Source organism: Arthrobacter sp. R4 (genome assembly GCF_051365025.1).
In the GTDB taxonomy this organism is placed as follows: Bacteria; Actinomycetota; Actinomycetes; order Actinomycetales; family Micrococcaceae; genus Arthrobacter.
This window is the reverse complement of record NZ_JBLWIJ010000015.1, coordinates 183,694-208,264: the sequence shown is the minus strand read 5'-3', so window position 1 is coordinate 208,264 and position 24,571 is coordinate 183,694. Positions and strand designations below refer to the sequence as shown.

23 protein-coding genes are annotated in these 24,571 nt (G+C 65.8%); 7 read left to right on the top strand and 16 right to left on the bottom strand.

All coding sequences use genetic code 11. From position 1 onward, the window contains the following. Nucleotides 1-70: 70 nt before the first annotated feature. The 5 genes from rbfA to rimP all read right to left on the bottom strand — a co-directional run bounded on the left by rbfA (nucleotide 71) and on the right by rimP (nucleotide 6,033). On the bottom strand, nucleotides 71-580 hold the full coding sequence (gene rbfA, locus ACLKOZ_RS11035; RefSeq protein ID WP_337347604.1) for a 30S ribosome-binding factor RbfA: 510 nt from the start codon (nucleotides 578-580) through the stop codon (nucleotides 71-73). A 245-nt stretch (nucleotides 581-825) separates the two neighbouring features. After that, the gene (gene infB, locus ACLKOZ_RS11030; RefSeq protein WP_436475052.1) at nucleotides 826-3,735 is read right to left on the bottom strand and encodes a translation initiation factor IF-2; all 2,910 of its coding nucleotides are present in this window, start codon (nucleotides 3,733-3,735) and stop codon (nucleotides 826-828) included. Between the two features lie 152 nt (nucleotides 3,736-3,887). Then, nucleotides 3,888-4,250 carry a YlxR family protein gene (locus ACLKOZ_RS11025; protein ID WP_436475050.1) on the bottom strand — a complete coding sequence of 121 codons (363 nt, stop codon included), beginning with the start codon at nucleotides 4,248-4,250 and terminating at the stop codon, nucleotides 3,888-3,890. 188 nt (nucleotides 4,251-4,438) lie between these two features. Then, nucleotides 4,439-5,419: a transcription termination factor NusA gene (gene nusA, locus ACLKOZ_RS11020; protein ID WP_337347601.1), complete on the bottom strand. Its 981-nt coding sequence runs from the start codon at nucleotides 5,417-5,419 to the stop codon at nucleotides 4,439-4,441. Then, complete coding sequence (rimP, locus tag ACLKOZ_RS11015; RefSeq protein WP_337352246.1) at nucleotides 5,419-6,033, bottom strand: ribosome maturation factor RimP; 615 nt, start codon at nucleotides 6,031-6,033, stop codon at nucleotides 5,419-5,421. The genes nusA and rimP overlap by 1 nt, the downstream gene beginning before the upstream one ends. A 106-nt stretch (nucleotides 6,034-6,139) precedes the next feature. Between rimP and ACLKOZ_RS11010 the strand changes: the two genes are divergently transcribed. The 3 genes from ACLKOZ_RS11010 (at nucleotide 6,140) to ACLKOZ_RS11000 (ending at nucleotide 9,234) form a co-directional block, all read left to right on the top strand. After that, nucleotides 6,140-7,306, top strand: a complete 1,167-nt coding sequence (locus ACLKOZ_RS11010; RefSeq protein WP_436475047.1) for a DUF4439 domain-containing protein — start codon at nucleotides 6,140-6,142, stop codon at nucleotides 7,304-7,306. A 45-nt stretch (nucleotides 7,307-7,351) separates the two neighbouring features. After that, nucleotides 7,352-8,110, top strand: coding sequence for a VIT1/CCC1 transporter family protein (locus tag ACLKOZ_RS11005; RefSeq protein ID WP_436475045.1), 759 nt, complete (start codon nucleotides 7,352-7,354; stop codon nucleotides 8,108-8,110). An 83-nt stretch (nucleotides 8,111-8,193) separates the two neighbouring features. Next, entirely contained in the window at nucleotides 8,194-9,234 is a 1,041-nt protein-coding gene (locus tag ACLKOZ_RS11000) for an aminoglycoside phosphotransferase family protein (RefSeq protein ID WP_436475043.1), read from the top strand. A gap of 58 nt (nucleotides 9,235-9,292) precedes the next feature. Here the strand turns inward: ACLKOZ_RS11000 and ACLKOZ_RS10995 are convergent, their stop codons facing one another. Genes ACLKOZ_RS10995 through ACLKOZ_RS10985 form a run of 3 tightly spaced genes read right to left on the bottom strand, consistent with a single transcriptional unit; the run spans nucleotide 9,293 to nucleotide 13,324 of the window. Then, entirely contained in the window at nucleotides 9,293-10,693 is a 1,401-nt protein-coding gene (locus tag ACLKOZ_RS10995) for a pyridoxal phosphate-dependent decarboxylase family protein (RefSeq protein WP_436475041.1), read from the bottom strand. A 9-nt stretch (nucleotides 10,694-10,702) separates the two neighbouring features. Beyond that, nucleotides 10,703-11,503: a sulfite exporter TauE/SafE family protein gene (locus ACLKOZ_RS10990; protein WP_436475039.1), complete on the bottom strand. Its 801-nt coding sequence runs from the start codon at nucleotides 11,501-11,503 to the stop codon at nucleotides 10,703-10,705. A gap of 9 nt (nucleotides 11,504-11,512) precedes the next feature. Next, nucleotides 11,513-13,324, bottom strand: a complete 1,812-nt coding sequence (locus ACLKOZ_RS10985; RefSeq protein WP_436475037.1) for a proline--tRNA ligase — start codon at nucleotides 13,322-13,324, stop codon at nucleotides 11,513-11,515. A gap of 424 nt (nucleotides 13,325-13,748) precedes the next feature. Here ACLKOZ_RS10985 and ACLKOZ_RS10980 point away from each other — a divergent pair, with 424 nt between their 5' ends. The 3 genes from ACLKOZ_RS10980 to ACLKOZ_RS10970 are packed head-to-tail and all read left to right on the top strand — an operon-like array spanning nucleotide 13,749 to nucleotide 15,969. After that, nucleotides 13,749-14,585 carry an ABC transporter ATP-binding protein gene (locus ACLKOZ_RS10980; protein WP_436475035.1) on the top strand — a complete coding sequence of 279 codons (837 nt, stop codon included), beginning with the start codon at nucleotides 13,749-13,751 and terminating at the stop codon, nucleotides 14,583-14,585. Between the two features lie 8 nt (nucleotides 14,586-14,593). Continuing rightward, nucleotides 14,594-15,337, top strand: a complete 744-nt coding sequence (locus tag ACLKOZ_RS10975; protein WP_436475163.1) for an ABC transporter permease — start codon at nucleotides 14,594-14,596, stop codon at nucleotides 15,335-15,337. Next, nucleotides 15,334-15,969: a TetR family transcriptional regulator gene (locus ACLKOZ_RS10970; protein ID WP_436475033.1), complete on the top strand. Its 636-nt coding sequence runs from the start codon at nucleotides 15,334-15,336 to the stop codon at nucleotides 15,967-15,969. Before ACLKOZ_RS10975 ends, ACLKOZ_RS10970 begins: the two co-directional genes overlap by 4 nt. A gap of 40 nt (nucleotides 15,970-16,009) precedes the next feature. Here ACLKOZ_RS10970 and ACLKOZ_RS10965 read toward each other — a convergent pair whose 3' ends face one another. The 8 genes from ACLKOZ_RS10965 to ACLKOZ_RS10930 form a co-directional block, all read right to left on the bottom strand. Continuing rightward, the gene (locus ACLKOZ_RS10965) at nucleotides 16,010-16,900 is read right to left on the bottom strand and encodes a GNAT family N-acetyltransferase (RefSeq protein ID WP_436475161.1); all 891 of its coding nucleotides are present in this window, start codon (nucleotides 16,898-16,900) and stop codon (nucleotides 16,010-16,012) included. Beyond that, nucleotides 16,863-18,029, bottom strand: a complete 1,167-nt coding sequence (ispG, locus tag ACLKOZ_RS10960) for a flavodoxin-dependent (E)-4-hydroxy-3-methylbut-2-enyl-diphosphate synthase (protein WP_310166360.1) — start codon at nucleotides 18,027-18,029, stop codon at nucleotides 16,863-16,865. Before ispG ends, ACLKOZ_RS10965 begins: the two co-directional genes overlap by 38 nt. 46 nt (nucleotides 18,030-18,075) lie before the next feature. Continuing rightward, entirely contained in the window at nucleotides 18,076-18,369 is a 294-nt protein-coding gene (locus ACLKOZ_RS10955) for a YciI family protein (protein WP_436475030.1), read from the bottom strand. 77 nt (nucleotides 18,370-18,446) lie between these two features. Next, a complete protein-coding gene (locus ACLKOZ_RS10950; RefSeq protein ID WP_436475028.1) occupies nucleotides 18,447-18,965 on the bottom strand; it encodes a hypothetical protein in 519 nt (172 codons plus the stop codon). Beyond that, complete coding sequence (locus ACLKOZ_RS10945) at nucleotides 18,962-19,627, bottom strand: MarR family transcriptional regulator (RefSeq protein ID WP_436475026.1); 666 nt, start codon at nucleotides 19,625-19,627, stop codon at nucleotides 18,962-18,964. Before ACLKOZ_RS10945 ends, ACLKOZ_RS10950 begins: the two co-directional genes overlap by 4 nt. Before the next feature lie 102 nt (nucleotides 19,628-19,729). After that, on the bottom strand, nucleotides 19,730-21,061 hold the full coding sequence (locus ACLKOZ_RS10940; RefSeq protein ID WP_436475024.1) for a M50 family metallopeptidase: 1,332 nt from the start codon (nucleotides 21,059-21,061) through the stop codon (nucleotides 19,730-19,732). An 18-nt stretch (nucleotides 21,062-21,079) separates the two neighbouring features. Continuing rightward, nucleotides 21,080-22,264, bottom strand: a complete 1,185-nt coding sequence (gene dxr / locus ACLKOZ_RS10935) for a 1-deoxy-D-xylulose-5-phosphate reductoisomerase (RefSeq protein ID WP_436475022.1) — start codon at nucleotides 22,262-22,264, stop codon at nucleotides 21,080-21,082. 35 nt (nucleotides 22,265-22,299) lie between these two features. Further along, nucleotides 22,300-23,046 (bottom strand): TSUP family transporter, encoded by a 747-nt coding sequence (locus tag ACLKOZ_RS10930; protein WP_436475020.1) that lies wholly within the window; start codon nucleotides 23,044-23,046, stop codon nucleotides 22,300-22,302. A 46-nt stretch (nucleotides 23,047-23,092) separates the two neighbouring features. Between ACLKOZ_RS10930 and ACLKOZ_RS10925 the strand changes: the two genes are divergently transcribed. Then, nucleotides 23,093-24,568, top strand: coding sequence for a lipase maturation factor family protein (locus tag ACLKOZ_RS10925; protein WP_436475018.1), 1,476 nt, complete (start codon nucleotides 23,093-23,095; stop codon nucleotides 24,566-24,568). Nucleotides 24,569-24,571 lie beyond the last annotated feature (3 nt).

The following is a 24,571-nucleotide window of genomic DNA, read 5'->3' as shown; positions in this document are numbered from 1 at the left end:
ACGCAGGAAGGCCCGGACTGCAGTTGCAGTCCGGGCCTTCCTGTAAGCCACGCTGTGGTGCGTCAGAGGCCTACTTGTTGCCGTCTTCGTCGAGTTCTTCGTCGTCGGTGACGTCAAGGTCCTCTTCGTCGAAATCGTCCTCGTCGATCTCCACATCGGCAGGTACGTCACGCTTGTAGGGATCGGCGTCGCCGGCGTGCTTGGCTTTCTCGGCGAGGGCGGCAACCTCGGCGTCGCGCTTCTTCGCGGCCCGGAGGAGTTCCTCGAGGTTGGAGGCAACCACGGGAATCTGGTCGGCCACGAATTCAAGGCTGGGAGTCAGCCGGACCGTTACGTTCCGGCCCACTTCCTGGCGAAGCACGCCTTTGGCCTTCTCAAGACCCTTGGCAGCATCAGCCTGGACAGCCTGGTCACCAAACACGGTGTAGTAGAGGGTGGCGTGCTGCAGGTCGTTGGTCACCCGGGCATCGGTAATAGTGATGCCTTCAAGCCGAGGATCCTTAACCTTCCGGCCCAGGGCCTCGGCAACAACAACCTTAATCCGCTGCGCCAACTTGGCAGCCCGTGCGGGATCAGCCATGAACAACTCCTAAAAATATGGAACGTACGACGGCGGCTTGGCAGCTGCGTCACGCGTTTTAGTTTGGATGCCACGCGCCTAACGCGAGCCTACGACGGACCCGCGTTGGGTTTTTCCGGCGGCCGGGGAGTGGCATCGGGCCTGTCGGAGCCGGGCGGCTTGCGATCGCAGATCGCCAGCCGTCCGGCGAAGGGGCGGGGCCGCCGGGAAAACCCAACGACCCCGACCCTGTAAAGCTCAGACGACTAGACGCGCGGCTTCTCGCGCATCTCGAAGGTCTCAATGATGTCGCCTTCGGTGATGTCGTTGAACGAGCCAAGACCGATACCACACTCGAAGTCCGTACGGACCTCGGTGGCGTCGTCCTTGAAGCGCTTGAGCGTCTCAACGGTGAGGTTGTCACCGATGATCTTGCCGTCGCGGCTGATGCGCGCCTTGGTGTTGCGTCGGATGATGCCCGAGCGAACGATGGAACCTGCGATGTTGCCGAACTTGGAGGAACGGAACACTTCGCGGACCTCGGCGGTGCCCAGCTGGACCTCTTCGTACTCGGGCTTGAGCATGCCCTTGAGGGCCATCTCGATGTCATCGATTGCCGAGTAGATGACGGAGTAGAAGCGCATGTCCACGCCTTCGCGGTCTGCCAGTTCGGCAACACGCTCGGCAGGCTTGACGTTGAAGCCAATGATGACGGCGCTGTCGACCGTCGCCAGGTTGACGTCGTTCTGCGTGATGGCACCAACGCCGCGGTGGATGACGCGCAGCTGCACGCCTTCGCCGACGTCGATCTTGAGCAGGGCGTCTTCCAGGGCTTCCACGGCACCGGACACGTCACCCTTGAGGATGAGGTTGAGGGTGTCGATCTTGCCGTCGGCCACGGCCTGGTCGAAGTCTTCCAGGCTGATGCGCTTGCGGCGCTTGGCCAGTGCAGCGTTGCGGTCGGCTGCTTCACGCTTCTCGGCGATCTGGCGTGCGGTGCGCTCGTCAGCGGTCACGAAGAAGGTGTCGCCGGCGCGCGGCACGTTGGACAGACCCAGGACCTGTACGGGGCGGGACGGGCCGGCCTCGGTCAGGGCGCTGCCGTCGTCGTCGAACATGGCGCGGACGCGGCCGTGGGCCGTACCGGCCACGATAGTGTCACCGACACGCAGTGAACCGGACTGCACCAGGACGGTGGCAACGGAACCGCGGCCCTTGTCCAGGTTGGCTTCGATCGCGATACCGCGTGCGTCCTTGTTCGGGTTGGCGCGCATGTCCAGGGCGGCGTCTGCGGTGAGCAGGACGGCCTCGAGCAGCTCGTCGATGTTGAGGTTCTGGCGGGCAGAGACCTCCACGAACATGGTGTCGCCACCGTATTCTTCGGGAACCAGGCCGTACTCGGTCAGCTGGCCGCGGACCTTGTCCGGGTTGGCGCCTTCCTTGTCGATCTTGTTCACGGCCACCACGATCGGCACATTCGCTGCCTGTGCGTGGTTGAGGGCTTCAACGGTCTGCGGCATTACGCCGTCGTCCGCTGCGACCACCAGGATGGCGATGTCAGTGACCTTGGCACCACGGGCACGCATGGCGGTGAACGCCTCGTGGCCCGGAGTATCAATGAACGTGATCTTGCGATCGGTGCCTTCGTGGTTGTGCGTGACCTGGTAAGCACCGATGTGCTGCGTGATGCCACCGTGTTCGCCGGCCATGACGTCCGACTTGCGGATGGCGTCGAGCAGGCGGGTCTTACCGTGGTCAACGTGGCCCATGACGGTGACAACCGGAGGACGTGCCTCAAGGTCTTCGTCGCCTTCGGCTTCCAGCTCTGCTTCGAAGTCGATGTCAAAGGTGGAGAGCAGCTCGCGCTCCTCATCCTCCGGCGACACAACCTGGAGCTTGTAGCCAAGCTCCTCGCCGAGCAGTGCGAAGGTTTCCTCATCCAGTGACTGGGTGGCCGTGGCCATTTCGCCCAGGTGGAAGAGAACGGTGACCAGCGCTGCGGGGTTTGCCTCGATCTTGTCGGCAAAGTCCGTGATGGACGAACCACGGCGGAGCCGCACTACGGTGTTGCCATCGCCGCGGGGTACGCTCACGCCACCCAGCGACGGGGCACTCATCTGCTCAAGTTCCTGGCGCTTGGCACGCTTCGACTTGCGCTGCTTGCCACGGCCTGCGCCGCCCTTACCGAAAGCACCCTGGGTGCCACCGCGTCCGCGGCCACCCTTGCCAAAGCCGCCGCCGGCCGGAGCGCCGCCACCGGCACCGGGAGCACCGGTACCTGGAGCGCCACCCGGACGTCCCGGACCACGGCCACCGGCACCCGGACGGCCTGCACCAGCCGGTGCGGGACGCTCAGTGCGGTTAGGCATCATGCCCGGAGTAGGACGGTTTCCACCAGCACCACCGGGACGCGGTGCCCCGGGTCGCGGGCCACCGGCACCTGCTGCGGGACGGGGACCGCCTGCACCGGCTGCCGGACGCGGACCACCGGGACGGGGGCCACCGGCACCGGCTGCCGGACGGGGACCACCGGGGCGTTCGCCGTCGGTACGGCCACCGGCGCGGGGCATGCCCTGGGAGGTAGCGAACGGGTTGTTACCCGGACGCGGAGCGCGCTCACCATCGCCACGGCCGCGGGGCATGCCCTGGGACGTGGCGAACGGGTTGTTGCCCGGACGGGGGCCGCCGGGACGCGGCGCAGAGCCGCCCTGTGCAGCTCCGCCTGAGCGGGTGGGTGCTGCCGGAGTCTCTGCCTTGGGGGCGGGACGGGCGCCCGGCTTGGCTCCGGTGGACGGAGCGCTTGCTGCCGGAGCGCTTGCTGCCGGAGCGGAAGCAGTCGGGGCTGGTGCAGCCGGAGCTGCCGAAGCGGCAACGGGCGCAGCCGGGGCTGCGGGCGCTGCAGCGGCAGGCGCCGGAGCTATGGGGGCTGCTGGACCGGGAGCAGGTGCTGCCGGACGTGATTCTGCCGACGGGGCAGGCGCCTTGGGCGCGGCTGCCGGAGCTGCGGCCTTAGCCGCGGCGTCGGGATAGGCGTTGCGGAGTTTCCGCACCACCGGGGCCTCAATGGTGGAAGAGGCGGAGCGAACGAATTCGCCCAGTTCCTGCAGTTTTGTCACTGCATCTTTGGAAGTAATACCGAGCTCTTTAGCGAGCTCGTGTACGCGGACCTTGGCCACATTTCTCCTGTCTCGGTCCGCACCGAGCCAGGCACGAACCGTCTACTTCTTACTGCGGGCCCTCACCGCGGCTGCGGCTGCAGGGCCCATTGCAGAGCGCAACAAAGTTGTCATCGTTGCGCACTCATCGCTGGGAACTCATCGGGTTTCCATCAGTTTTCTGACCCGCTTTCAGGTTGGACGGTTGTTGCTGCAGCTACCGGAGGTAACCGCAGCGGGCCTTCAGCGCCCGCGCCTGCCTTGATCCGGCGTTCGACGTCGGCGGTCCCGGTCGCGCCGTTAAGGGCACGTCCGAATGCTCGCCGCTTGACCGCCAGGGCCATGCACGATTCGCTGGGGTGCAGCCATGCACCCCGGCCAGCCATCCGGCGTCGTTCATCGACTATGACAGCGGACGAACCGCTGGCATCAGCCACGAGCCGGAGGAGCTCCGACCGCGGACCCTTCTTCCGGCATCCGATGCAGGTACGCTGCGGTTGATTCTCGCTGTGAAGCACTTCTGCCACGGTGAGCATCTTCCTGACGTACTAGCTGCCAGCCCATGCCAGCCCGCCACAGCAAACTGCAGGGAGGGCACGCAAGGGCGCACGAATACCGGCCGTTAGGCGCGGTCATTGTCTATTCTAGCCCCTCGGGGCCATTCTGCCGGAAACCGGCGTGCCGACGGAGGGTATCCGCCGTCGGCTGCCGGACCTGGTGAGGTTCAGTTTTCGCGCGGCGACGCGGCGTCGGAGACGATGTCGATCCGCCAGCCGGTCAGCTTCGCTGCCAGGCGGGCGTTTTGGCCCTCTTTGCCAATGGCCAGAGACAGCTGGTAGTCCGGGACGACAACCCGGGCTGAACGGGTGGCTTCGTCGATGATCGTGACGGAATTCACACGCGACGGGGACAGGGCGCTGGCAATGAAGGTCGCTGGGTCCTCGCTGAAATCGACGATATCGATCTTCTCGTCGTTCAGTTCAGTCATGACCGCCCGCACGCGTGAGCCCATTTCACCGATGCACGCACCCTTGGCGTTGATGCCAGGGGTGTTGGCCTTGACGGCGATCTTGGTGCGGTGGCCGGCTTCGCGGGCCAGTGCAACGATCTCCACGGACCTGTCCGCGATTTCCGGCACCTCCAGTTCGAAGAGCTTCCGGACAAGGCCCGGGTGCGACCGGGACAGTGTGACGGACGGGCCCTTAGTACCGCGGTGGACGTCGATAACCAGGGCGCGGAGCCGGTTGCCGTGGGTGTACTTCTCCCCCGGCACCTGCTCGGGCGGCGGGAGCAGCGCTTCCACCGTGCCCAGGTTGACCTGGATCATGTGCGGATTGTTGCCCTGCTGGATCAGCCCGGCAACGAGTTCACCCTCGCGGCCCTTGAACTCGCCCAGGACGGCGTCGTCCTCGACGTCCCGGAGGCGCTGCAGGATGATCTGCCGTGCCGTGCTTGCCGCAATGCGGCCGAACCCGGCCGGAGTGTCCTCGAACTCGCCGATGGGGGCACCGTCGTCGTCGATCTCCACAGCCCAGATGGTCACGTGTCCGCTCTTGCGGTCCAGTTCGGCGCGGGCCTTCTCGAAGGCGCCGGGCGACTTGTGGTAGGCCACCAGGAGCGCCTGCTCAATGGTGGGAATCAGGAGGTCCAGCGGAATTTCACGCTCACGCTCCAGAAGTCTCAGTGCGCTCATGTCAATATCCATCAGGCCTCCTCAGAAGGTCCATTGTGCTCAGGTTCCAGACCGGCCTCGTCGAGGTGGCTGAATTCGATCTCGACTTTTCCGTTGCGGATCCTGTCGAAAGGAAGTTTTACGGGTTCGCCCTGCTTGGGCTTCATACCCTTTTTGACGGCGATCTCCGGGACGAGGGTCACGCCGGATTCGTCCACAGCTTTGACCCTGCCGGTGACGTTGTCGCCCTGGATGACGTTGACCTTGACCAGGCGCCCGCGGGCCCGGTGCCAGTGGCGCTCTTCCGTCAGGGGCCGGCCCACGCCGGGAGAGGAAACTTCAAGGTCATAGGGACGGCCGTCATCGCCGGGGTCGTTGTCCAGGACGTCGGACAGGACTTTGGAGATATCGGCGATGACGTCCAAATTGACGCCGCCGGTCTCCTCCTGCGGCAGGTCCACCACCACGTGGACCACCCGGTGCGAGCCGGGGATGATGGAGACGTCCTCAAGGTACAGGCGGTTGGCCTGGACCGAGGGTTCAAGTAAGGCCCGAAGCCGGGCAGCTTCCGGATTGTAGGCAGGCGCAACGTCAGCCCTACCCGTTCCGGTACGGTCTGATGAAGTCGTGGCTTCTGCATTACTCACGATGCCGGCCGCCTCCCGATAGATGATGTTGTGACTACTAGCCTAGCGATTTTCCGGGCACAGTGGTGCACCGGGTTTGCCGTCCGGCGTGACAACATGGTCTGTTGTGAAAGCCGACAGCACCGAAATCAGCGCCCGAACGCGGTATTTCCGGTATGCCGTTTTTTCGCTCACAGCCCTGCTCGTGATGAGCCTGGGCATGGTCCTCATCCCCCATCAGCCCCCTGCACCTGCGGAAACGCCTTTTTCCGAGCGTGCCCGGGCTGCTGCACTGGCCGATACCCTGGCTCTGCGGGCTGCCGGGAGGGACCTGACTGAAGCCGGCGCGGGAGCGGGTGCGCCCGACGATACCGCTGTGCTGGACCGCGTTGTGACTTTGCTGACCATCCAGGCCCGGACCCTGCTGCTGCCCGGTGACACCCCCACCTCCCCCACCCGGTCAGATGCGGGGCAGGCCGCCTCCCCTGACTCTTCCGCCGGCCAGACCGCCTCTCCCGGGGGTCCGACGTCGGCCGTTCCATCTACCGCTGCCGAGCTCGCGGCAGCCCTGTCCGCCAGCGGGGCGAGGCGCCTCACCGATGCGCTGGAAGCCGACGGCGGCATGGCCCGCCTCCTCGCCGGCGCCGGTGCCGCGCAGTTACTCGTGGCCCGGGACGTAGCCGCTTCCGCCGGCATTCCGGCTGAGGAACTGCCTGGCTGGCAGGAGCCCGACGCTCCCGCGGGCCAGGCCACCCGCACGCCGGCCGAGTGCCCCAGTTCCGGACCGTCAGGCGAAGGGGACGACGATCGTGGTGGTGTTGGGGAGGACGCGGCACTCACTGCCGCGCTGGACTCCGAACGTGAGACTATCTATGGCTACCAGGCTGCGCTGACGCGCCTCGACCCGGCAGCCGCGGCCCAAGCGTCCGCCCTGTTGGCGGAACACCTGGACCTCGCCGAGCAGGCTGAGGCCTACGCCACCATGCACTGCGCAGCGGTGCCGCCAACGCCGCCCGGATACGTACTCGACAGTGCATTCCTGAGTGCGCCCGCCGCAGGGTTGTCACACCTTGAGTCCGGCACCCTGCCGGCCTATGGGGACGTTGTGGCGTTCAGCACGGCTCCAACCCGTGGCTGGGCGGTGTCGGCCCTCGTCTCCGCCGCGAAGCGGACCATCGTTTGGGGCGGGGACCCCGGAGCCGTTCCCGGCCTGGAACTGGACGAGTCACAGCTTCCGCCCTTGCCGGACATGCCCGTGCACGCCGTCCCCACCACATCTGAGCCAGCCACGTAGTTCCTGATGCTGGCAAGCAGGCCCAAGTGGTGGTTTGCTGATTTTATGGATTCCCAGGAGCCAGCCGGCCTTCCGGCGGACAAGAAGGACCTGCAGCGCCACCTCGAAACCGAGCCTCACGACAACGACGTGGCCCAGCGCCTGAACTGGCTGCGCGCCGGAGTGCTGGGCGCCAACGACGGCATCGTCTCCGTAGCCGCCATCGTGGTGGGCGTGGCAGGTGCAACCGCGGACACCGGACCTATCCTGGCAGCGGGCGCTGCCGGCTTGGTGGGCGGCGCCGTGTCCATGGCTTTGGGTGAGTATGTCTCCGTCAGCAGCCAAAGCGACAGCCAGAAAGCACTGATCGAAAAGGAGCGGCGCGAGCTCGCCGAAGAGCCGGAAGAAGAACTCGCGGAACTGGCCGCCATTTACCAGGACAAGGGCCTCACCCCCGAAACAGCCCACCAGGTAGCGGTGGAACTGACCGAACACAATGCCCTTGCAGCGCATCTCTCGGCTGAACTCAACATCGACGAAGAGGACATCGTCAGTCCTTGGCACGCCGCCTTCGCTTCGGCTGTGGCCTTCACGCTCGGCGCGGTCCTGCCGATGCTGGCCATCCTCCTGCCGCCGCCGGGCATCCGGGTTCCGCTGACCTTTGGCACCGTGCTTTTGGCACTTGCCCTGACCGGCGCGCTGGGAGCCTGGATCGGGGGCGGTTCCAAAACACGCGCGGCAGTCCGGGTGGTGGTGGGCGGAGCACTGGCCCTGGCGGCAACTTTCACCATTGGCAACCTGCTCGGGGCCAGCGGAATGGTCTAACGCTGTCAACCCGGCGCAAGGGGCCGGATGAGGACGCGTCGGCATCCCCGCCCCTGCAGCCAGGGTCAACTACGCTGGAATCGATGAGCCAGCAGATTCAGGTGCCGATCCCCGTAGACCTCGCCAGAAGATACAGCAGAAACAGCGCAGGACGGGCCTGGCTGGCCGCACTGCCTGCCCTGTTGAGCGGCCGGATGGAGCATTGGGACCTTGGCATCGATCTGGCTCCCGGTGGCGTGCCATGGAACGGACACGGCGGAATTGTCGTCCCGGTTCGCCGCAACGACGGAACACCGGCCGCCCTCAAGGTTGCCTTTCCGCATGATGAAGCCCGCGTCGAACGGCACGCCCTGGAGCTGTGGGCGGGGCACGGCGCCGTACGGTTGCTGGAATCCGACGCCGGAACGTGCTCCATGCTGCTGGAACGGCTGGACGCGGACACCTCGCTGCAGGATGTCCCGATGGATGACGCCGTATCCGTGTGGGGCGGCCTGCTCCGCCAGCTGAGCCTGGAGCCTGACCACCGGCCACAATGGCTGGAGTTCGACCACATCGCCGGGCGTGCCGAGCAGTGGAGCGACGACCTGCCCGCCGACTGGGAGCAGCAGGGCCGGCCGTTCCCCCGGTGGCTGCTGGAAGCCGCACTGGAAGTCTGCCAGACCCGCGGTGCCGTGGGGCGCCGCTCCGGACACGACGTGCTGGTGCACACCGACTTCCACTTCCTGAACATCCTGGCCCGTCCCACATGGCAGGACAGACCAGGCTTCGCGGCCATCGACCCGCAGCCCATGATCGGCGAACCGGAATTTGCGGTGGCACCGTTGCTCTGGAACCGGATCCAGGACCTCCCCCGCAGCGACCCGCAGGCGGGGCTGCGGGAACGCTGCTGTGACTTCAGCGAGGCAGCTGGCCTGGACAGTGAAGTGGCACGCCAGTGGGGTGTTGCCCGCGAAGTGGAGAACGCCCTCTCCTACGCCGGCCGCCCGCACCACGAAGGGGACCTGGCACGCTCGCTTTGGGTGGCCAGCACCCTGGCCGGCCGGACCCTGGACGTGCTGCCGCCCGCGCATTCCCTGCCGGAACCGGGACAGGCTGGAAGTTTTTGTCCAGAGGCAGCGGGATAAACGGTGGCCACGTCCCCCGATCTTGACAAAAACCGTGGCTCTTGGGGGTAGGGCGATATCAGGCCTTGGCCGCCCGGACCGCCGCAAAGGCCGAAGTGACCGCATCAACCGCGGTGCCGACGTCGTCCGCGTCCGTGCTCCAATTGCTCACTGACACGCGCAGGACGTCCCTGCCCTGCCACCGCGATCCGGACATCCAGACCTTGCCGTCCTCGATCACCCGGGCCGTGACCGCCCTCGTGGTGGCGTCATCGCCGAAGGCGAGCGACACCTGGGTGTACTCAACATCGTTGAGCACCTCGATGCCGTCCACGGCGGCCAATGCCGCTGCAATCCCGGAAGCCGCCTCCACCAGGCCCCTGACCTGCGCGGCCACGCCGTCGCTGCCCAGAGAGCGGAGGGCCGCCCAGACCGGTACTCCGCGGCCCCGGCGCGACAGCTCCGGGGCCTTTTCGAACGGGTCACCCGGACCTTCGGCGTCGTGGATCAGGTAACTCGTGTGCTGCAGCCCCATCGCGCTGCGCAGGGCGTTGGAATCCCGTACGACGGCGATGCCACAGTCATACGGTACGTTCAGGGTCTTGTGTGCGTCCGTCCCCCAGGAATCGGCGAGTTCCATACCGTTGGTGAGGTCACCAAGTTCCGGTACCGCCGCGGCCCACAGCCCGAAGGCACCATCGACATGCACCCAGGCACCATGCTGCCGGGCAACGCGGATGGCGTCCTCAAACGGATCGAAGGAGCCCGAGTGGAGGTTTCCGGCCTGGAGGCACACCAGGGCTGGTCCGGAACCTTCGGCCAGCATGCGGTCCAGTTCCCCGGGGATCAGCCTGCCTTGGGCGTCCGCGGGGACCTCAGCGGGGCGCCCCAGCCCGAGGTAGCGCAGGCCCAGGTCAATAGTCTCGTGACGCTCCTGTCCCACGAAGCACCTGATCCGGGGTCCGCCCGCCAGGCCGTCGGCGTCCAGGTCCCAGCCGGCGTCCGCCATAAGGCGCCACCTCGCGGCGGCCAACCCGGTGAAGTTTGCCATGGTGGCCCCGGTGGCAAAGCCGACGTCGGCGTCCCCGGGCAGGTGCAACAGCTGCAGCAGCCAGTGGCCGGCGGCTTCTTCAATGGCCGCGATCGCCGGGGTGGCGTAACGCAGGCCGGAGTTCTGGTCCCAGGCGCTGACAAGCCAGTCGGCAGCCAGTGCAGCAGGCAGCGTCCCGCCGATCACCCAACCAAAAAACCGCCCGGACGGCATGGCCATCAGGCCCGGCTCCGCCTTGAGCGCGAGGTAGTCCACCACTTCTGCCGCGGGCATGCCCTGTTGTGGCAAGGGTCCGGCGAAGACGTCCACGAGATCGTGGGCGGCCACCCCCGGACCAACGTGCCGGTCCGGCAGGCTTGCCAGCCACTCCTGGGCGTGGCGTGCGGCAGCCTCAAGTGCCTCGGAATATTGCCCCGCGCCTGCTGACATAGGAGCATGCTACGCCTCCGCGAAGTTCTCCTGCCAGACGTCGTAGCCGAGTTTGATGATCAAGGCACCTACCACCACCAGGAAGACGATCCGGACGAAGCGGCTCCCCTGGCTGACCGCGGTGCGGGCGCCGAGGTATCCACCCGCCATGTTGGCTGCGCCCAACAGCAGCCCGACGCCCCACAGCAGGGAGCCGTGGGGCAGGAAGAACAGCAGCGCGCCGGCATTGGTGGCCATATTGACGATCTTCGCCTTGGCACTGGCTTCCAGGAAGGCGTACCCCATGGCTGAGACCAGGGCGATGACCAGGAACGAGCCGGTGCCCGGCCCGATGAGGCCATCGTAGAAGCCGATCACCGCCCCAATCAGGCACGCCACCACGTAATGCGTGTGTCCGTCGTGGCGCAGCACCGTGATGTCCCCGACGTTGGGCTTGAGGGCAGTAAAAAGCGCGACGGCGACAAGTGCTACCACGATGATGGGCTTGAACACGCTCGCCGGAAGGGTGGCCGCCAGGACCGCCCCGCCGAAACTTCCGGCGAGGGCGATCACCGCCATCGGCAGTGCGGTCTTCAGGTCCGGTTTGACCCGCCCGTAGTAGGTGACAGCGCTGGTTGTGGTCCCGAAAATCGAGCCCATCTTGTTGGTGGCCAGCGCCTGGACGGGGGTAATGCCAGGCACCAGGAGCAGCGCCGGAAGCTGGATCAGTCCCCCGCCGCCCACCACTGCATCCACCCAGCCGGCAGCGAATCCAGCCACCACAATCAAAATGAGGGTGGTGAGCTGGATCGATTCGAAACCCGAGATCAACGCTGCGGGTCAGCTGTTGCGGACGGCAGTGACCACGTAGTCAACCGCCTTGTCCACTGCAACGTTCTCCGCTTCGCCGCTGCGGCGGTCCTTGATCTCCACAACGCCGTCCACCAGGCCGCGGCCAACAGCCAGGATCGTGGGGACGCCTACAAGTTCGGCATCGCCGAACTTGACGCCCGGGGACACCTTGGGCCGGTCGTCATAGATGACGTCCAGGCCTGCGGCCTCAAGATCCAGGGCCAGTTTTTCGGCTGCGGCGAAGATCTCTTCGCCCTTGCCCACAGCCACCACGTGGACATCCGCGGGGGCGACGGCGCGGGGCCAGGTCAGGCCCTTGTCGTCATGGTTGGACTCAGCAAGCGCGGCGACGGCGCGGGTGACGCCCACGCCGTAGGAACCCATGGTGACCACTACCTGCTTGCCGTTCTGGTCCAGGACCTTCAGTTCAAGGGCTTCGGCATACTTGCGGCCAAGCTGGAAAATATGGCCCATCTCGATGCCGCGGGCAATCTCCAGCGGGCCGGAGCCGTCCGGGGCAGGATCGCCTTCACGGACGTCGGTGCATTCGATGACGCCGTCCCAGCCGAAGTCGCGTCCGGCGACGAGGCCGTACACGTGCTTGCCGGCCTCATTGGCTCCAGTGATCCAGGCGGTGCCGCTGACAACGCGGGGATCAACCAGGTACAGGAGGTTGGTGGAGCTTTCGCTGCCCAGCAGGGGTTCGTCCAGGGTCAGGCCGGGGCCCAGGTAGCCCTTGACGATGAGGGGCTGCTTCTTGAGGTCGTCGTCGTTGGCTGCTTCCAGTCCGATCTCGCCTGCGATGGGCAGGAACGAACCAATGTTGGCTTCCACGCGCTTCAGGTCAACGCCGCGGTCACCCGGCAGGCCGATGACCACAAGCTGGCGTTCTCCGGTGGGCAGGGTGACTGCCAGGACAACGTTCTTGAGGGTGTCGGCGGCCGTCCAGGGGCCGCCGTCGGCCTCGCTGCGGGGAGCAAGCACGTTGGAGGCGGCAACCAGCGTGTCGATCGTGGGGGTGTTCGGGGTGTCCAGAACTTCCGCGGCCGGGGCATCCGTGAAATCAATGTCCTCAGGGACCACGGTGGTGACTGCCTCCACGTTTGCCGCGTAACCGCCGGCGGAGCGCACAAACGTGTCCTCGCCGATCTCGGTGGGGTGCAGGAATTCCTCGCTCTTGGACCCGCCCATGGCGCCCGCGGTGGCCGCAACCGGAACAACCTCCAGGCCCAGGCGCTCGAAGATCCTGAGGTAGGCGCCACGGTGGGCCATGTAGCTCGCGTCCAGGCCGGCGTCGTCCACGTCGAAGGAGTAGGAGTCCTTCATGATGAACTCGCGTCCGCGCAGCAGGCCCGCGCGGGGGCGCGCCTCGTCGCGGTACTTGTTCTGGATCTGGTAGAGGCTCAGGGGAAGGTCCTTGTACGAGGAGTACAGGTCCTTGACCAGGAGCGTGAACATTTCCTCGTGCGTGGGTGCCAGCAGGTAATCCGCGCCCTTGCGGTCCTGGAGCCGGAACAGGCCCTCACCGTATTCGGTCCAGCGGTTGGTGGCCTCGTAGGGTTCCCGCGGCAGCAGCGCCGGAAAGTGAACTTCCTGGGCCCCGATCGACGCCATTTCCTCGCGGATGACGGCTTCGACCTTGCGCAGCACACTGAGCCCGAGCGGCAGCCAGGTGTAGATGCCGGGCGCCGCGCGCCGGATGTAGCCGGCCCGGACCAGAAGCCGGTGGCTGGCCACCTCGGCGTCGACGGGATCTTCACGCAGGGTGCGCAGGAAAAGCTGGGACAGTCTTGTGACCACGGGGCGGTATCCGTTTCTGGGGAATGGCTGCTGGATGCAGGGCCGGGCAATTCGTCTGGGTACTAATCTACCGGCAAAGCCTGCCCTTCCCCTGCGGCAGGACCCCTTGCGGGCCACTCAGGTGATCGGCCGGGACGCGATAGAGCCACGCCCGGCGATGCAAAGCCCCTGGCCGTAAACGGCTGGTCATTGCATCCGGGCGTGGCTCCACGGCGTTGACGCTTGGTACTGGTGAGGACTGGTGAGACCGCCCACCCACACTCCAGCGCAGCTAGATCGAACTTATGTGATCGCTGACACCTTGACAAGGGTTTTTTCCATTCGAAGTTGTTGACGCCCCTCCAATGGGGGTCTATTTTTAATTCATCAAGTGGTGAATTCATAGCGTTTCGCAGCGTACAGGCACCATCACCCGGAGGCAGTCGTGTCCCACTCAGCAGCAGCGGCCCCGGGCAGACCCGGAGATGACGTCGCGGTGGCCACCAGGTCCCTGCACGTGGTCCGGGGAAAGATTCCCGTCCTCCAGGGCCTGGAATTTGCCATCCCGGCCGGAAGGATCACCGGCCTGCTGGGCCCGTCAGGGAGCGGAAAGACCACCCTGATGAGGGCTATCGTCGGAGTACAGCGGCTGAGCTCGGGATCCGTGACGGTACTGGGCCTTCCGGCCGGCCATCCGTCACTACGGCACCGGGTGGGCTACGTAACCCAGTCCCCCAGCGTCTACCCGGACCTGACCGTGGAAGCCAATGTCCGCTATTTCGGAGCTATGCACCGGAAAGGGCGCCGCGATGCCGCCGAGGCAATTGCCGCCGTCGGACTTGAACAGCAGTCACGGCAAAAAACAGCCGACCTCTCCGGGGGCCAGCTCAGCCGGGTTTCGCTGGCGTGCGCCCTGGTTGCGCGTCCCCGCCTGCTGGTCCTCGACGAGCCTACAGTGGGCCTTGACCCTGTTCTTCGGGCCGATCTCTGGGACCGCTTCCGGTCCATGGCGGAGGCGGGGACCACGCTCCTGGTCTCCAGCCATGTGATGGAGGAGGCAAGCCACTGCGGTTCCCTGCTGCTGCTGCGCGAAGGCAGGCTCCTGGCCCAGCTGACGCCGGCCGAACTCAGCAGGCGCGGTCACAGCACGGACCTCGAGAGGGCGTTCCTGCATATGATCCGGGAAGCGGAAGGAACGGCGGCAACCGAAGTCGCAGTCACCCACCACGGCACAGCCTCCCCGGAAAGCAGCACAACCCCGGAAAGGACGGTGCGGTCGTGAACCTGTTGATGATGCTGGCCACAACCCGAAGGGTCCTGGACCAATTGCGGCATGACCACCGCAGCGTCGCCCTGATCCTGGTGGTCCCGGCACTGCTGCTGACGGCGGTGTATTTCCTTTTCGAGAACGAGACGCTCCCACCGGGGATGTCCAGGACGTTCGACCGGGTGGGCCTGATGATGCTGGCCATTTTCCCGTTTGTGGTGATGTTCCTGGTCACCTCCATCACCATGCTGCGGGAACGCACGTCCGGGACGCTGGAGCGGCTCCTGACCACACCCATCCACAAGGCCGATCTGCTGTTCGGTTACGGGCTCGCGTTTTCCATCATGGCCGCCCTGCAGTCATTGGTTGCCACAGCCGTCGCCTACTGGATCTTCGACCTGGATATCAAGGGCAGTCCCGGCCTGGTGGTCATGATTGCGGTGATCAACGCCGTACTTGGTGTGGCCCTGGGACTGCTCTGCTCGGCGTTCGCCCGGACCGAATTCCAGGCCGTCCAGTTCATGCCGGTTGTGGTGGTGCCCCAGATTCTGCTGTGCGGATTGTTCGTTGCCCGTGACCGGATGAACGAGGTCCTCGAATCCATCTCGAACGTCCTGCCCCTCACGTTTTCGGTTGATGCCCTGCAGGAGATCGCTGCAAACACCGAGGCCACGGGCCAACTGTGGTCGGATGCCACCACCATGCTGGCCATCGTCCTGGGGGTCCTGGTACTGGCGTCCCTCACGCTCCGGCGGCAGACTGCATGAGCGGCATGCAGGAGGTCCGAAAGCCAGGATCGGGCAGGAGGGGACGGCGTGAAGGAACAAGCGAGTCCCGGGAACACATCCTGGCCACGGCCCGCCGTCTCTTCGCCGAGCATGGCTTCGAGGGTACAAGCCTTCGGCAGGTGGCACGGGAGGCCGGGGTTGACCCCGCTATGATCCATCATTTCTTCAAGGGAAAGGATGAGCTCTTCGCGCTGAGCGTGGCACTCCCGGCCGACCCGGCACAGGTCCTGGAGGGCGTGGACCAGCACGACCCCGGGCATCGGGCGGAAGCAATTGTGCGGGCGGTACTGCGGCTGTGGGAGAGCCCGGCCCAGCACAGCCTGGTGGCGTTCATCCGGGGCACCATTGGCTCCAAGTCCAAGACGTTGTTGCTGCGGGAGGTGGTGACCCGGACGATCATCAGCCGCATCATGGCCGGCATTCCCGGCCCACCCGAGGAAGTGGCATTGCGAGGCAACCTGGTAGCCACGCAGATGGTGGGCCTCATGCTGGTCCGCTACGTGGTCAAGTTGGAGCCGCTTGCCTCTGCCTCACCTGAGGATGTGGTTCGGCTGCTGGCTCCGAACGTCCAGCATTACCTCACGGGAGAACTGGACGGACTGGACAACTGACACGCGCCCACGAAAAGCACGGCCCCCTCAGGATACTGGCTTAGAACAGCACAGTGGCGAAGGTTCCCCGCTGGATGAAACCGACTCGCTCATACGTGGATCTGGCGCGGGAATTGAAGCCATTCACGTACAGGCTGGTGACCGGTGCGATCTTCCGGGCGTGATCGACGACGGCGGCCATGTAGCCCGCGCTAAGGCCCTGGCCCCGATATTGAGGGTTCATCCACACACCCTGCACCTGCGTTACCTCCGCCGTCACGGCTCCAAGTTCGGCCTTGAAGACGACGTCGCCGGCGGGGTTGAGGTGTACCAGCGAATGTCCTTGCCGGATCAGCCCTTCCACCCGCCGGCTGTAGAACTCGCGGCCCCCCAGGAAAGGCGAATAGCCCACTTCTTCTTCAAACATGGCGGCGCAGGCAGGGAGGATGCGGTCAAAGTCCGCGAGCCTGCCCAGGGTCAGTTCCGTGTTTGGTTCCACCGAAGGCGGACCCGCGAGGGTCAGGAGAGGCTGCTCGGGGCGCACCTCGTGGGCCGCGTGGCCCAACAGCTCCAGCTCAGCATGCAGGGCGAGGACGGGTTCCGCGGGGCCAAAAGCCGAGGCATACCGGCGGCCCGAACGGTTGGCCGCCGCGGCAACCAGCCCGGCATAGGCGGGATCCAGCTCAACCGGAACCAGGTTGGCTCCCGTCCAGCAGGCACCCACCAGCATGCCGTCGTCGAACACGCCAAGGACCGATGCGCCACCCGTGGTGGGTGCGGCGGTCCCGGCCGAGCGCAAGTGGGCAAGGATGAAGACGTTGGCTACTGGATCCTGCTGCGCCAGGCGCCGCAATGCCGACGTGTCCGCACCGGCCAGGGTTCTAACGGAGATCCCTGCCGGCGCGGTGCCGTCCTTAGGAGACGCTAACCACGGGGCTACCCTTGACAGCATCTTCGCCATCGGCCTCCCCCATCTCTTCGGCGATACGCATGGCCTCTTCGATCAGTGTCTCAACAATCTGGTCCTCGGGGACAGTCTTAATGACTTCACCCTTCACAAAGATCTGGCCTTTGCCGTTGCCCGATGCCACGCCGAGGTCAGCCTCACGGGCCTCGCCAGGTCCGTTGACGACACAGCCCATCACTGCCACGCGCAGCGGGATTTCCATGCCTTCCAGGCCTGCGGTGACCTGTTCGGCCAGGGTGTAGACATCCACCTGCGCGCGGCCGCAGGACGGGCAGGAGACAATCTCCAGTTTGCGCGGGCGCAGGTTGAGGGATTGCAGAATCTGGTTGCCGACCTTGATTTCCTCCACCGGCGGGGCGGAAAGTGAGACCCGGATGGTGTCGCCGATGCCCCTGGACAGCAGTGCGCCGAAGGCGGTGGCGGACTTGATGGTTCCCTGGAAGGCCGGCCCGGCCTCCGTGACGCCGAGGTGGAGGGGCCAGTCTCCCTTTTCGGCCAGCATCTCGTAGGCCGCCACCATGATCACGGGATCGTTGTGCTTGACCGAAATCTTGAAGTCGTGGAAGCCGTGCTCCTCGAACAGGGACGCCTCCCAGACTGCCGATTCCACGAGTGCCTCAGGGGTGGCTTTCCCATATTTCTTCATGATGCCCGGCTCCAGGGAGCCCGCGTTGACGCCGATCCGGATGGACGTGCCGTGGTCCTTGGCCGCCTTCGCGATTTCCTTGACCTGGTCATCGAACTTGCGGATATTCCCCGGGTTCACGCGGACCGCGGCGCAGCCTGCCTCGATGGCCGCGAAAACGTACTTGGGCTGGAAGTGGATGTCCGCGATGACCGGAATCTGGGACTTGCGGGCAATGATAGGCAGCGCCTCGGCGTCGTCCGCGGACGGGCAGGCCACCCGAACGATGTCACAGCCGGACGCCGTGAGCTCGGCGATCTGCTGCAGGGTGGCGTTGATGTCCGTGGTGGGTGTGGTGGTCATGGACTGCACGCTGATGGGGCTGTCCGAGCCGACCCCCACGGATCCGACCTTGATCTGGCGCGTCTTCCGGCGCGGGGCAAGAACGGGCGGCGGTGCTGACGGCATTCCCAGGCTGACCGAGGTCACGTGGACTCCTTGGGTAGGTGGATCGAAAGAGGAGAGAGGTCAGATATCAGGACGCGTGGGCGGCCAGGATGCCGATCACGGGGGTCCATTCGGTGCTCCGGATCCCGGCGATGGTGCCTGCCAGCGCGAAGGGATCCTGCTTGAGCAGTTCGTTCAACTCCGCCTCGTCCTGGACCTTGAAGATCAGCAGGGCACCGGCGCCGTCGCCATAGGGTCCGCTGGTCAGGAGCCGGTCGCCCTCGGCAAGGGTGGACAGCCAGGCCCGGTGTGCGGGACGGCTCTCATCGCGGGCGGCAGAGGAATTGGCAGCGTAAACGTACTCAACAGCAAAAACAGTCATAAGGACACCCTATCCCCCGCGGCGGGCCTGCGCCGATCCGGGCAATGCGTCAAAACCCCACATGCCGGGCCGGTGGCCTAGGACAGAAAGAGCACTTTAACAGTGGCCGCAATCCCGGCGGCCCACAGCATGGAGGTGAGGGTCCCGATAATGAACCGCTCCGCGGCCACGGGTGTTTCCTTCAGCTCGGCGAACCTTCCCAGTCCTTTGATCGCCACCACGTACGCGATGGCCACCGGCTGGCCGGCCAGGATGGCCAGGCATACCGCGAGGCGCTCCAGCACGCCGATGATCGCCCCACCACGCAGGATCCGCTGGGCCGCAGCGGGTGGCGCCGGGGAGGGAACGTCCGACGACGGCCTCCCGCCGTCCGCTGTCAGCTCGCCGTCCACGGATTGTCCCGGGCGGGGCTGCGGGACTGCGGGAAAGGTGTCCACCGTAACGTCGGCTGACGGGTCCTCGAGCGCCCGGTCCGCTGCACTGGCCGCATCCGCCTTGTCATCGATGGTCCTGGCCAGCCGAAAGACCAGCGCGGTCACTGGCCAGCCGGCGAATCCGGCCACCAGCAGGGCCGCGGTTATCCAGAGTGCGTTCACCGGTCTCCTTCTATCTGGGAATGAGCGTGCGCCAGGAGCATTGCGGCGGCGGGCCTGGCCGCCCATTCTTCCTGCCATCCGGACCTGAGCACGGCACGGCTCACCGACTGTTCCGTAATTCCCAACTCCTTGGCCACCTCCTTCTGGCTGCCATGCCGGCCGCCACCGCCCTGCAGGAGACGGAGCCGGTCCACCACACGCCATTGGGCTGGAGTCCGTTCCTGGACCAGGCGGCCGATCAGGCGGAGCACCGCCTCGGCATGGGCGCAGGCCACGGCTCCTTCCCGGGCATGCTGCGGTACTTCCGCTGTCCGTCCGATACTGCCGGACACCACCGACAACGGGACCTGTCCGGCTGCGGTCTTGGCGAGATCAACGGCCTTACGGGCGGCCACGAAGCCCGTTCCGGTACCTTCGCGGGGGCTGGCCCCGGGAGCGAGCACCACTGAGCCGATGCCGATCCCCACGTACCAGTGGCCACTGCGCAGCGCGTGCAGGGCAATGTCCACTACCTCGGCCGGGTCGGCTACGAGTCCTTGGAGTTCGTCGCCCACAGAGCGCTCGAACGCCTCCGAAGTAAGGCCGGCCAGTTCGGAGATCAGTTCCGGAACCCGGTCGACGTCGTCGCTGCTGCCGCGCTGGTCGATGGTGAGGATGTACATGCCTTAACCGTAGGTGGCTGATTTCAGATAATCAATCGTTTGCAGCTGATTATCCAAAATAAGCCTAATATGGCTGATTCTCGAATATCAGCCGAAAGCGGCTTAGCCGAACAGATTGATGGGCTTCACGATGTCCGCATAGATCAACAGCGCGCTCATCCCCATCAGCAGGGCGGCCACGACGTACGTCGCGGGCAAGAGCTTGGCGATATCGAAGGCGCCGGGGTCGGGCTTGCCGAGGAGCTTCGCCACCCGGCGCCGGACCCCTTCATACAGTGCACCGGCAATATGGCCGCCATCGAGCGGCAGCAGCGGAACCAGGTTGAAAACGGCCAAGGCGAAGTTCAGCCCGGCTAGCAGCCCGACCAGGGCCCCCAGCCTTGACTGGAGCGGCACCTCTTCCATGGCCGATATCTCTCCGGCCACGCGCCCCACACCCACTACGCTGATGGGTCCGTTGGGATCACGGGGCTCCTCGCTGAAGGCCGCCTGCGCAACCCCGACTACACGCGCCGGAAGGTTGAGGACCACACCGGCCACTTGCCGGATGTTCTCCCCCGCCATGGGCAGGACAGTCGACGCCGGCTGTGGCACCAGTTCACTCTGTGCACCAATACCCAGGAAGCCAACGTCCTGGTACAGGAGGTTGCCGGCGTCATCCTTGGCCTGGCGTCCGTCGACACCGACAATGGGGCGGGCGGACAGCACAGGAGTCACGGTGGTAGTGACCGTGCCGCCGTCACGCTCTACGGTGATGCTGACTTCTTTCCCGGCGGACGTACGGATCCACTCCGTCAGCTGGTCCCAACTGGTGACTGCCTTCCCATCAAAGGAGGTGACCCGGTCATTGGGCAGGAGGCCGGCGGCGGCCGCTGGCGTCAGTTCGCAGTCGGCAGAATCAGGATCCACGGTCTCGCCGGCGGCGACCTGGCACTTGGAGACATCGGCGATGGTGGTGGTGGGCGTGGAAATGCCGAAGCCCATGAGGAGGACCGCCGTGAGGGCCAGGCCGATAAGCAGGTTCATGGCCGGGCCGCCGAGCATCACAATGACTTTCTTCCACACCGGGAGCCGGTAGAACACCCGGTCCTTGTCGTCCGGGCCCACCTCCTCGTGGGCAAGGGACCGCGCTTCCGTGGCCAGGGTCTGGAACATGCCGGTGCTCGATGGCCTGACTGTCCCGTCGTCCTTGTTCGGCGGGTACATGCCGATCATTGAGACGTAGCCGCCCAGGGGGATGGCCTTGACCCCATATTCGGTTTCGCCTTTGCGCTTTGACCACAGGGTGGGGCCGAAACCGATCATGTACTTGGTGACGCGGACCTTGAACAGCTTGGCGGGCACCAGGTGGCCGACTTCGTGCAGCGCAATGGACACGGCAATGCCGATCGCCACAAACACGACACCGAGGATAAAGAGGAGTACGGGACTCATGGGTGGATTGACTGCTTCCTAGAGACTGCTGACTGCTAAACGTTCGTGGGCCCGCGCCCGTGCCCAGCTTTCAGCTTCCAGCACGGACTCCACTGTCAGCCCGGAGGATCCTGGGTGTTCGCTGAGTACGCCAGCGACGGTGTCAACGATGTCGGTGAAGCGGATGGATCCTTCGTGGAAGGCGGTGACGGCCTCCTCGTTGGCGGCGTTGAACACCGCAGGAAAGGTGCTTCCCTGCTTGGCTGCGTCCTTGGCGAGCTCCACAGCCGGGAAGGCCTGTGAGTCCAGCGGCTCGAACGTCCAGCTGGTGGCTTGGGTCCAGTCGCACGGGGACGCAGCCTTGGGCACCCTGTCGGGCCAGCCCAGCCCCAGGGCAATGGGCAGGCGCATGTCAGGCGGCGAAGCCTGGGCGATGATGGACCCGTCGACAAACTGGACCATGGAGTGCACTACGGATTGCGGGTGGACCACAACGTCGATCCGGTCCAGCGGGATGTCGAAGAGCAGGTGGGCTTCGATGACCTCGAGGCCCTTGTTGACCAGGGTGGCCGAATTCGTGGTGACCATTAGCCCCATATCCCACGTGGGGTGTGCCAGCGCCTCCTGGGGCGAAACGCTGTGCAACTGCTCCCTGGTCCGGCCGCGGAAGGGTCCGCCGGAGGCCGTCAGGATCAGTTTGTCCACTTCGTTGGCGGAGCCGGAGCGCAGGCACTGGGCGATGGCGGAATGTTCGGAGTCCACAGGCACAATCTGCCCCTCCCGGGCGGCTGCCTTGACCAGCTCTCCACCAACAATGAGGGACTCCTTATTGGCCAAAGCCAATAAGGCCCCGGATTTCAGGGCCGCCAGCGTGGGGGCGAGTCCGATCGAGCCGGTAATTCCGTTGAGCACCACGTCGGCGGGGATTTCGGCAATCCGGGTGGAGGCGTCGGGGCCGGAGATAATCTCCGGCCGGTAGTCTTGCCGTCCTGATTGGCGGGCGGCGTCGTTGATCAGGTTTTGCAGCTGCCGCGGATCCCCGGACGCGATGCCGACGGCGGCGGCCCCCGTGTGGACGGCCTGGCGGGCCAGCAGTTCCAGGTTTCCGCCCCCGGCGCTGAGCGCCACCACTTCAAAAAGGTGCGGGGCGCCGTCGACGACGTCAATCGCCTGGGTGCCGATGGAACCGGTGGATCCGAGGATGACGATTCTGCGAGGCTGCATTGCTTAAGTATCCCGCACCGGCAGGCTGTGCCCGCTCACCCAAAGGCCAGTTCCACGAAACCCTTGGTCAGTGTGGACGCGGCTCCGAGGTAGGCGATGGCCACCACGATCCGCCGGACGGAGGCAGGCTTGACCTTGCCTGACAGCAAGTCGCCGGCAACGATTCCGACCACCATGGCAGCCAGAATGCTGAGCCACTGCCATCCCTCCAGGCCGGGAAGGTGCCCGCCGGAGAGAACATATTTGCTCACCAGGGACGTCAGCCCCGTGGTCACGAAGTACGGCTGCAGGGTGGCGCCGAAGCTCTTTTGGTCCCAGCGGGTGGCGATGGCGTAGGCGGTGATGGCAGGTCCGCCCACGCCGGCGGCCGCATTCATCAGTCCGCTGGAAAAGCCGAGTGATGCCATGGGGACCGGACCGCTGGCGCGCCACGAGCTGCGGGTCAGCCGCTGCGAAGCAAGCAAGGCGATGATGAGCAGGACGCCGATACAGATCTCCAGCGGTGCTTCCGGCACGTTGCTGGCCAGCCAGGCGCCCGGCAAAACCCCTGCCACGGCGGCGAGCGCCAAGCCGAAGTAGCGTCGCCACTGAACGTGCCGCCACACCCTGGACAGGATCAGCAGCGACGACGCGGCGCCGCAGAGGTTGATGATCATCACGCCGTCGAACGGCCCCAGGAGTACCACCAGGACCGGGGAAACGAGGAGGCCGAATCCGAGGCCGGCCAGCCGCTGGGCCAGTGCCCCCGCAATGACGGCAATCAGCACCAGTGCAAACACCATCCGATCCTAGTGCGCGGAACCTGGGGGCGGGCGTAACGTGGACACCGTGGACTGGGTTTCCTGGTTCGATGCGCCGGAGTACGAATTCGCCCGGCAGGTGCTGCAACGCGGCGTCGCAGCACTCTTCCTTATTGCATTCCTCTCCTCCTTCAACCAGTTCCCGGCACTGCTGGGTGCGCGCGGGCTGCTGCCGGTGTCCGACTATCTTGAGGGATTCAGAGCTATGAGGCGGCCCACCCTGTTCCGCTGGCGGTATTCGGACCGGCTGCTGCGCGCGGTGTGCGTCGCCGGGATGGCCATCGCGGCGCTCCTGGTGGCAGGCCTTCCCCAGCTCGGGCCGCCGTGGCTGCCGCTGGTCGCCTTCCTGGCCCTGTGGCTGCTGTACATGTCCATCGTCAACGTGGGCCAAACGTTCTATGGCTTCGGCTGGGAGATGTTGCTCCTGGAGGCCGGGTTCACCGTGGCTTTCCTCGGGTCGGACCAGACTGACCCGCCGCGCACCATCCTGATCCTGGTGGCCTGGCTGGTGTTCCGCCTGGAATTCGGGGCAGGGATGATCAAGATCCGGGGCGGCCGGGAATGGCGCGACCTGACTGCGCTCTACTACCACCACGAAACGCAGCCGATGCCCGGACCCCTGAGCCGGCAGGCGCATTTGCTGCCCAGGCCGTTCCATCGGCTGGAGGTCCTGGGGAACCACTTCGCGCAGCTCGTGGTGCCGTTCTTCCTCTTCGCGCCGCAGCCCGTGGCCAGTGCCGCCGCCGGTATCATCATCTTCACCCAGTTGTGGCTCGTAGCCAGCGGCAACTTCGCGTGGCTGAACTGGATCGCCATTGTGCTGGCCTTCGCCGCCGTGAGCGACCCCGTCGCCCACTCCGTTCTGCCCTTCCTGCCGCTGGAGTGGCATGAAGGCTCGGCAGGCGGCGGGGAGACACCGGTGTGGTGGCTCGCCATCACCCTCGCCGCGACCCTGCTCCTTGTGGTGCTGAGCTATTGGCCGGTGCGCAACCTGTTCTCCAAGCGGCAGCTGATGAACGCTAGCTTCAACCGCTGGCAGCTCGTCAATACCTACGGCGCGTTCGGCACGGTCACCAAGCAGCGGATCGAGATCGTTGTCGAGGGCACCCTGGATGAGGATCCGGACGAATCCGCCGACTGGCGGGAGTACGGCTTCAAGGGAAAGCCCGGGGACGTGCGCCGGCTGCCGCGCCAGTGGGCCCCCTACCACCTCCGGCTGGACTGGCTGATGTGGTTCCTCCCGCTCCGGACAGTCCATGAGGAATGGTTCTATGCCTTCCTCGCCAAGCTGCTCGAAGCCGACCGCCAGGTGCTGCGGCTGCTCCGCCACGACCCGTTCGACGGCGGCCGCCCGCGGTGGGTGCGCGCCCGCAGCTACCTGTACCGGTTCGCCACCCGGGCTGAGTTCCGTGACACCGGCGAACGGTGGGTCCGGACGCCACTGTATGAGGCCATTCCGCCGCTGTCCCTCCGCCGGACTCCGGGACGCCGGCCGACAAGCTGAGCG

Bases quoted from the DNA above. Each gene is read 5' to 3' on its own strand.
- nusA (WP_337347601.1), bottom strand. From the start codon at position 5,419: ATGGATATTGACATGAGCGCACTGAGACTTCTGGAGCGTGAGCGTGAA.
- ACLKOZ_RS11000 (WP_436475043.1), top strand. From the start codon at position 8,194: ATGAGCCAGCAGATTCAGGTGCCGATCCCCGTAGACCTCGCCAGAAGA.
- ACLKOZ_RS10940 (WP_436475024.1), bottom strand. From the start codon at position 21,061: ATGAGTCCCGTACTCCTCTTTATCCTCGGTGTCGTGTTTGTGGCGATC.
- ACLKOZ_RS10955 (WP_436475030.1), bottom strand. From the start codon at position 18,369: ATGACTGTTTTTGCTGTTGAGTACGTTTACGCTGCCAATTCCTCTGCC.
- ACLKOZ_RS10965 (WP_436475161.1), bottom strand. From the start codon at position 16,900: ATGCTGTCAAGGGTAGCCCCGTGGTTAGCGTCTCCTAAGGACGGCACC.
- rbfA (WP_337347604.1), bottom strand. From the start codon at position 580: ATGGCTGATCCCGCACGGGCTGCCAAGTTGGCGCAGCGGATTAAGGTT.
- ACLKOZ_RS11005 (WP_436475045.1), top strand. From the start codon at position 7,352: ATGGATTCCCAGGAGCCAGCCGGCCTTCCGGCGGACAAGAAGGACCTG.
- ACLKOZ_RS10995 (WP_436475041.1), bottom strand. From the start codon at position 10,693: ATGTCAGCAGGCGCGGGGCAATATTCCGAGGCACTTGAGGCTGCCGCA.
- ACLKOZ_RS10970 (WP_436475033.1), top strand. From the start codon at position 15,334: ATGAGCGGCATGCAGGAGGTCCGAAAGCCAGGATCGGGCAGGAGGGGA.
- ACLKOZ_RS10945 (WP_436475026.1), bottom strand. From the start codon at position 19,627: ATGTACATCCTCACCATCGACCAGCGCGGCAGCAGCGACGACGTCGAC.
- ACLKOZ_RS11025 (WP_436475050.1), bottom strand. From the start codon at position 4,250: ATGCTCACCGTGGCAGAAGTGCTTCACAGCGAGAATCAACCGCAGCGT.
- ACLKOZ_RS10975 (WP_436475163.1), top strand. From the start codon at position 14,594: ATGATGCTGGCCACAACCCGAAGGGTCCTGGACCAATTGCGGCATGAC.
- ACLKOZ_RS10930 (WP_436475020.1), bottom strand. From the start codon at position 23,046: ATGGTGTTTGCACTGGTGCTGATTGCCGTCATTGCGGGGGCACTGGCC.
- dxr (WP_436475022.1), bottom strand. From the start codon at position 22,264: ATGCAGCCTCGCAGAATCGTCATCCTCGGATCCACCGGTTCCATCGGC.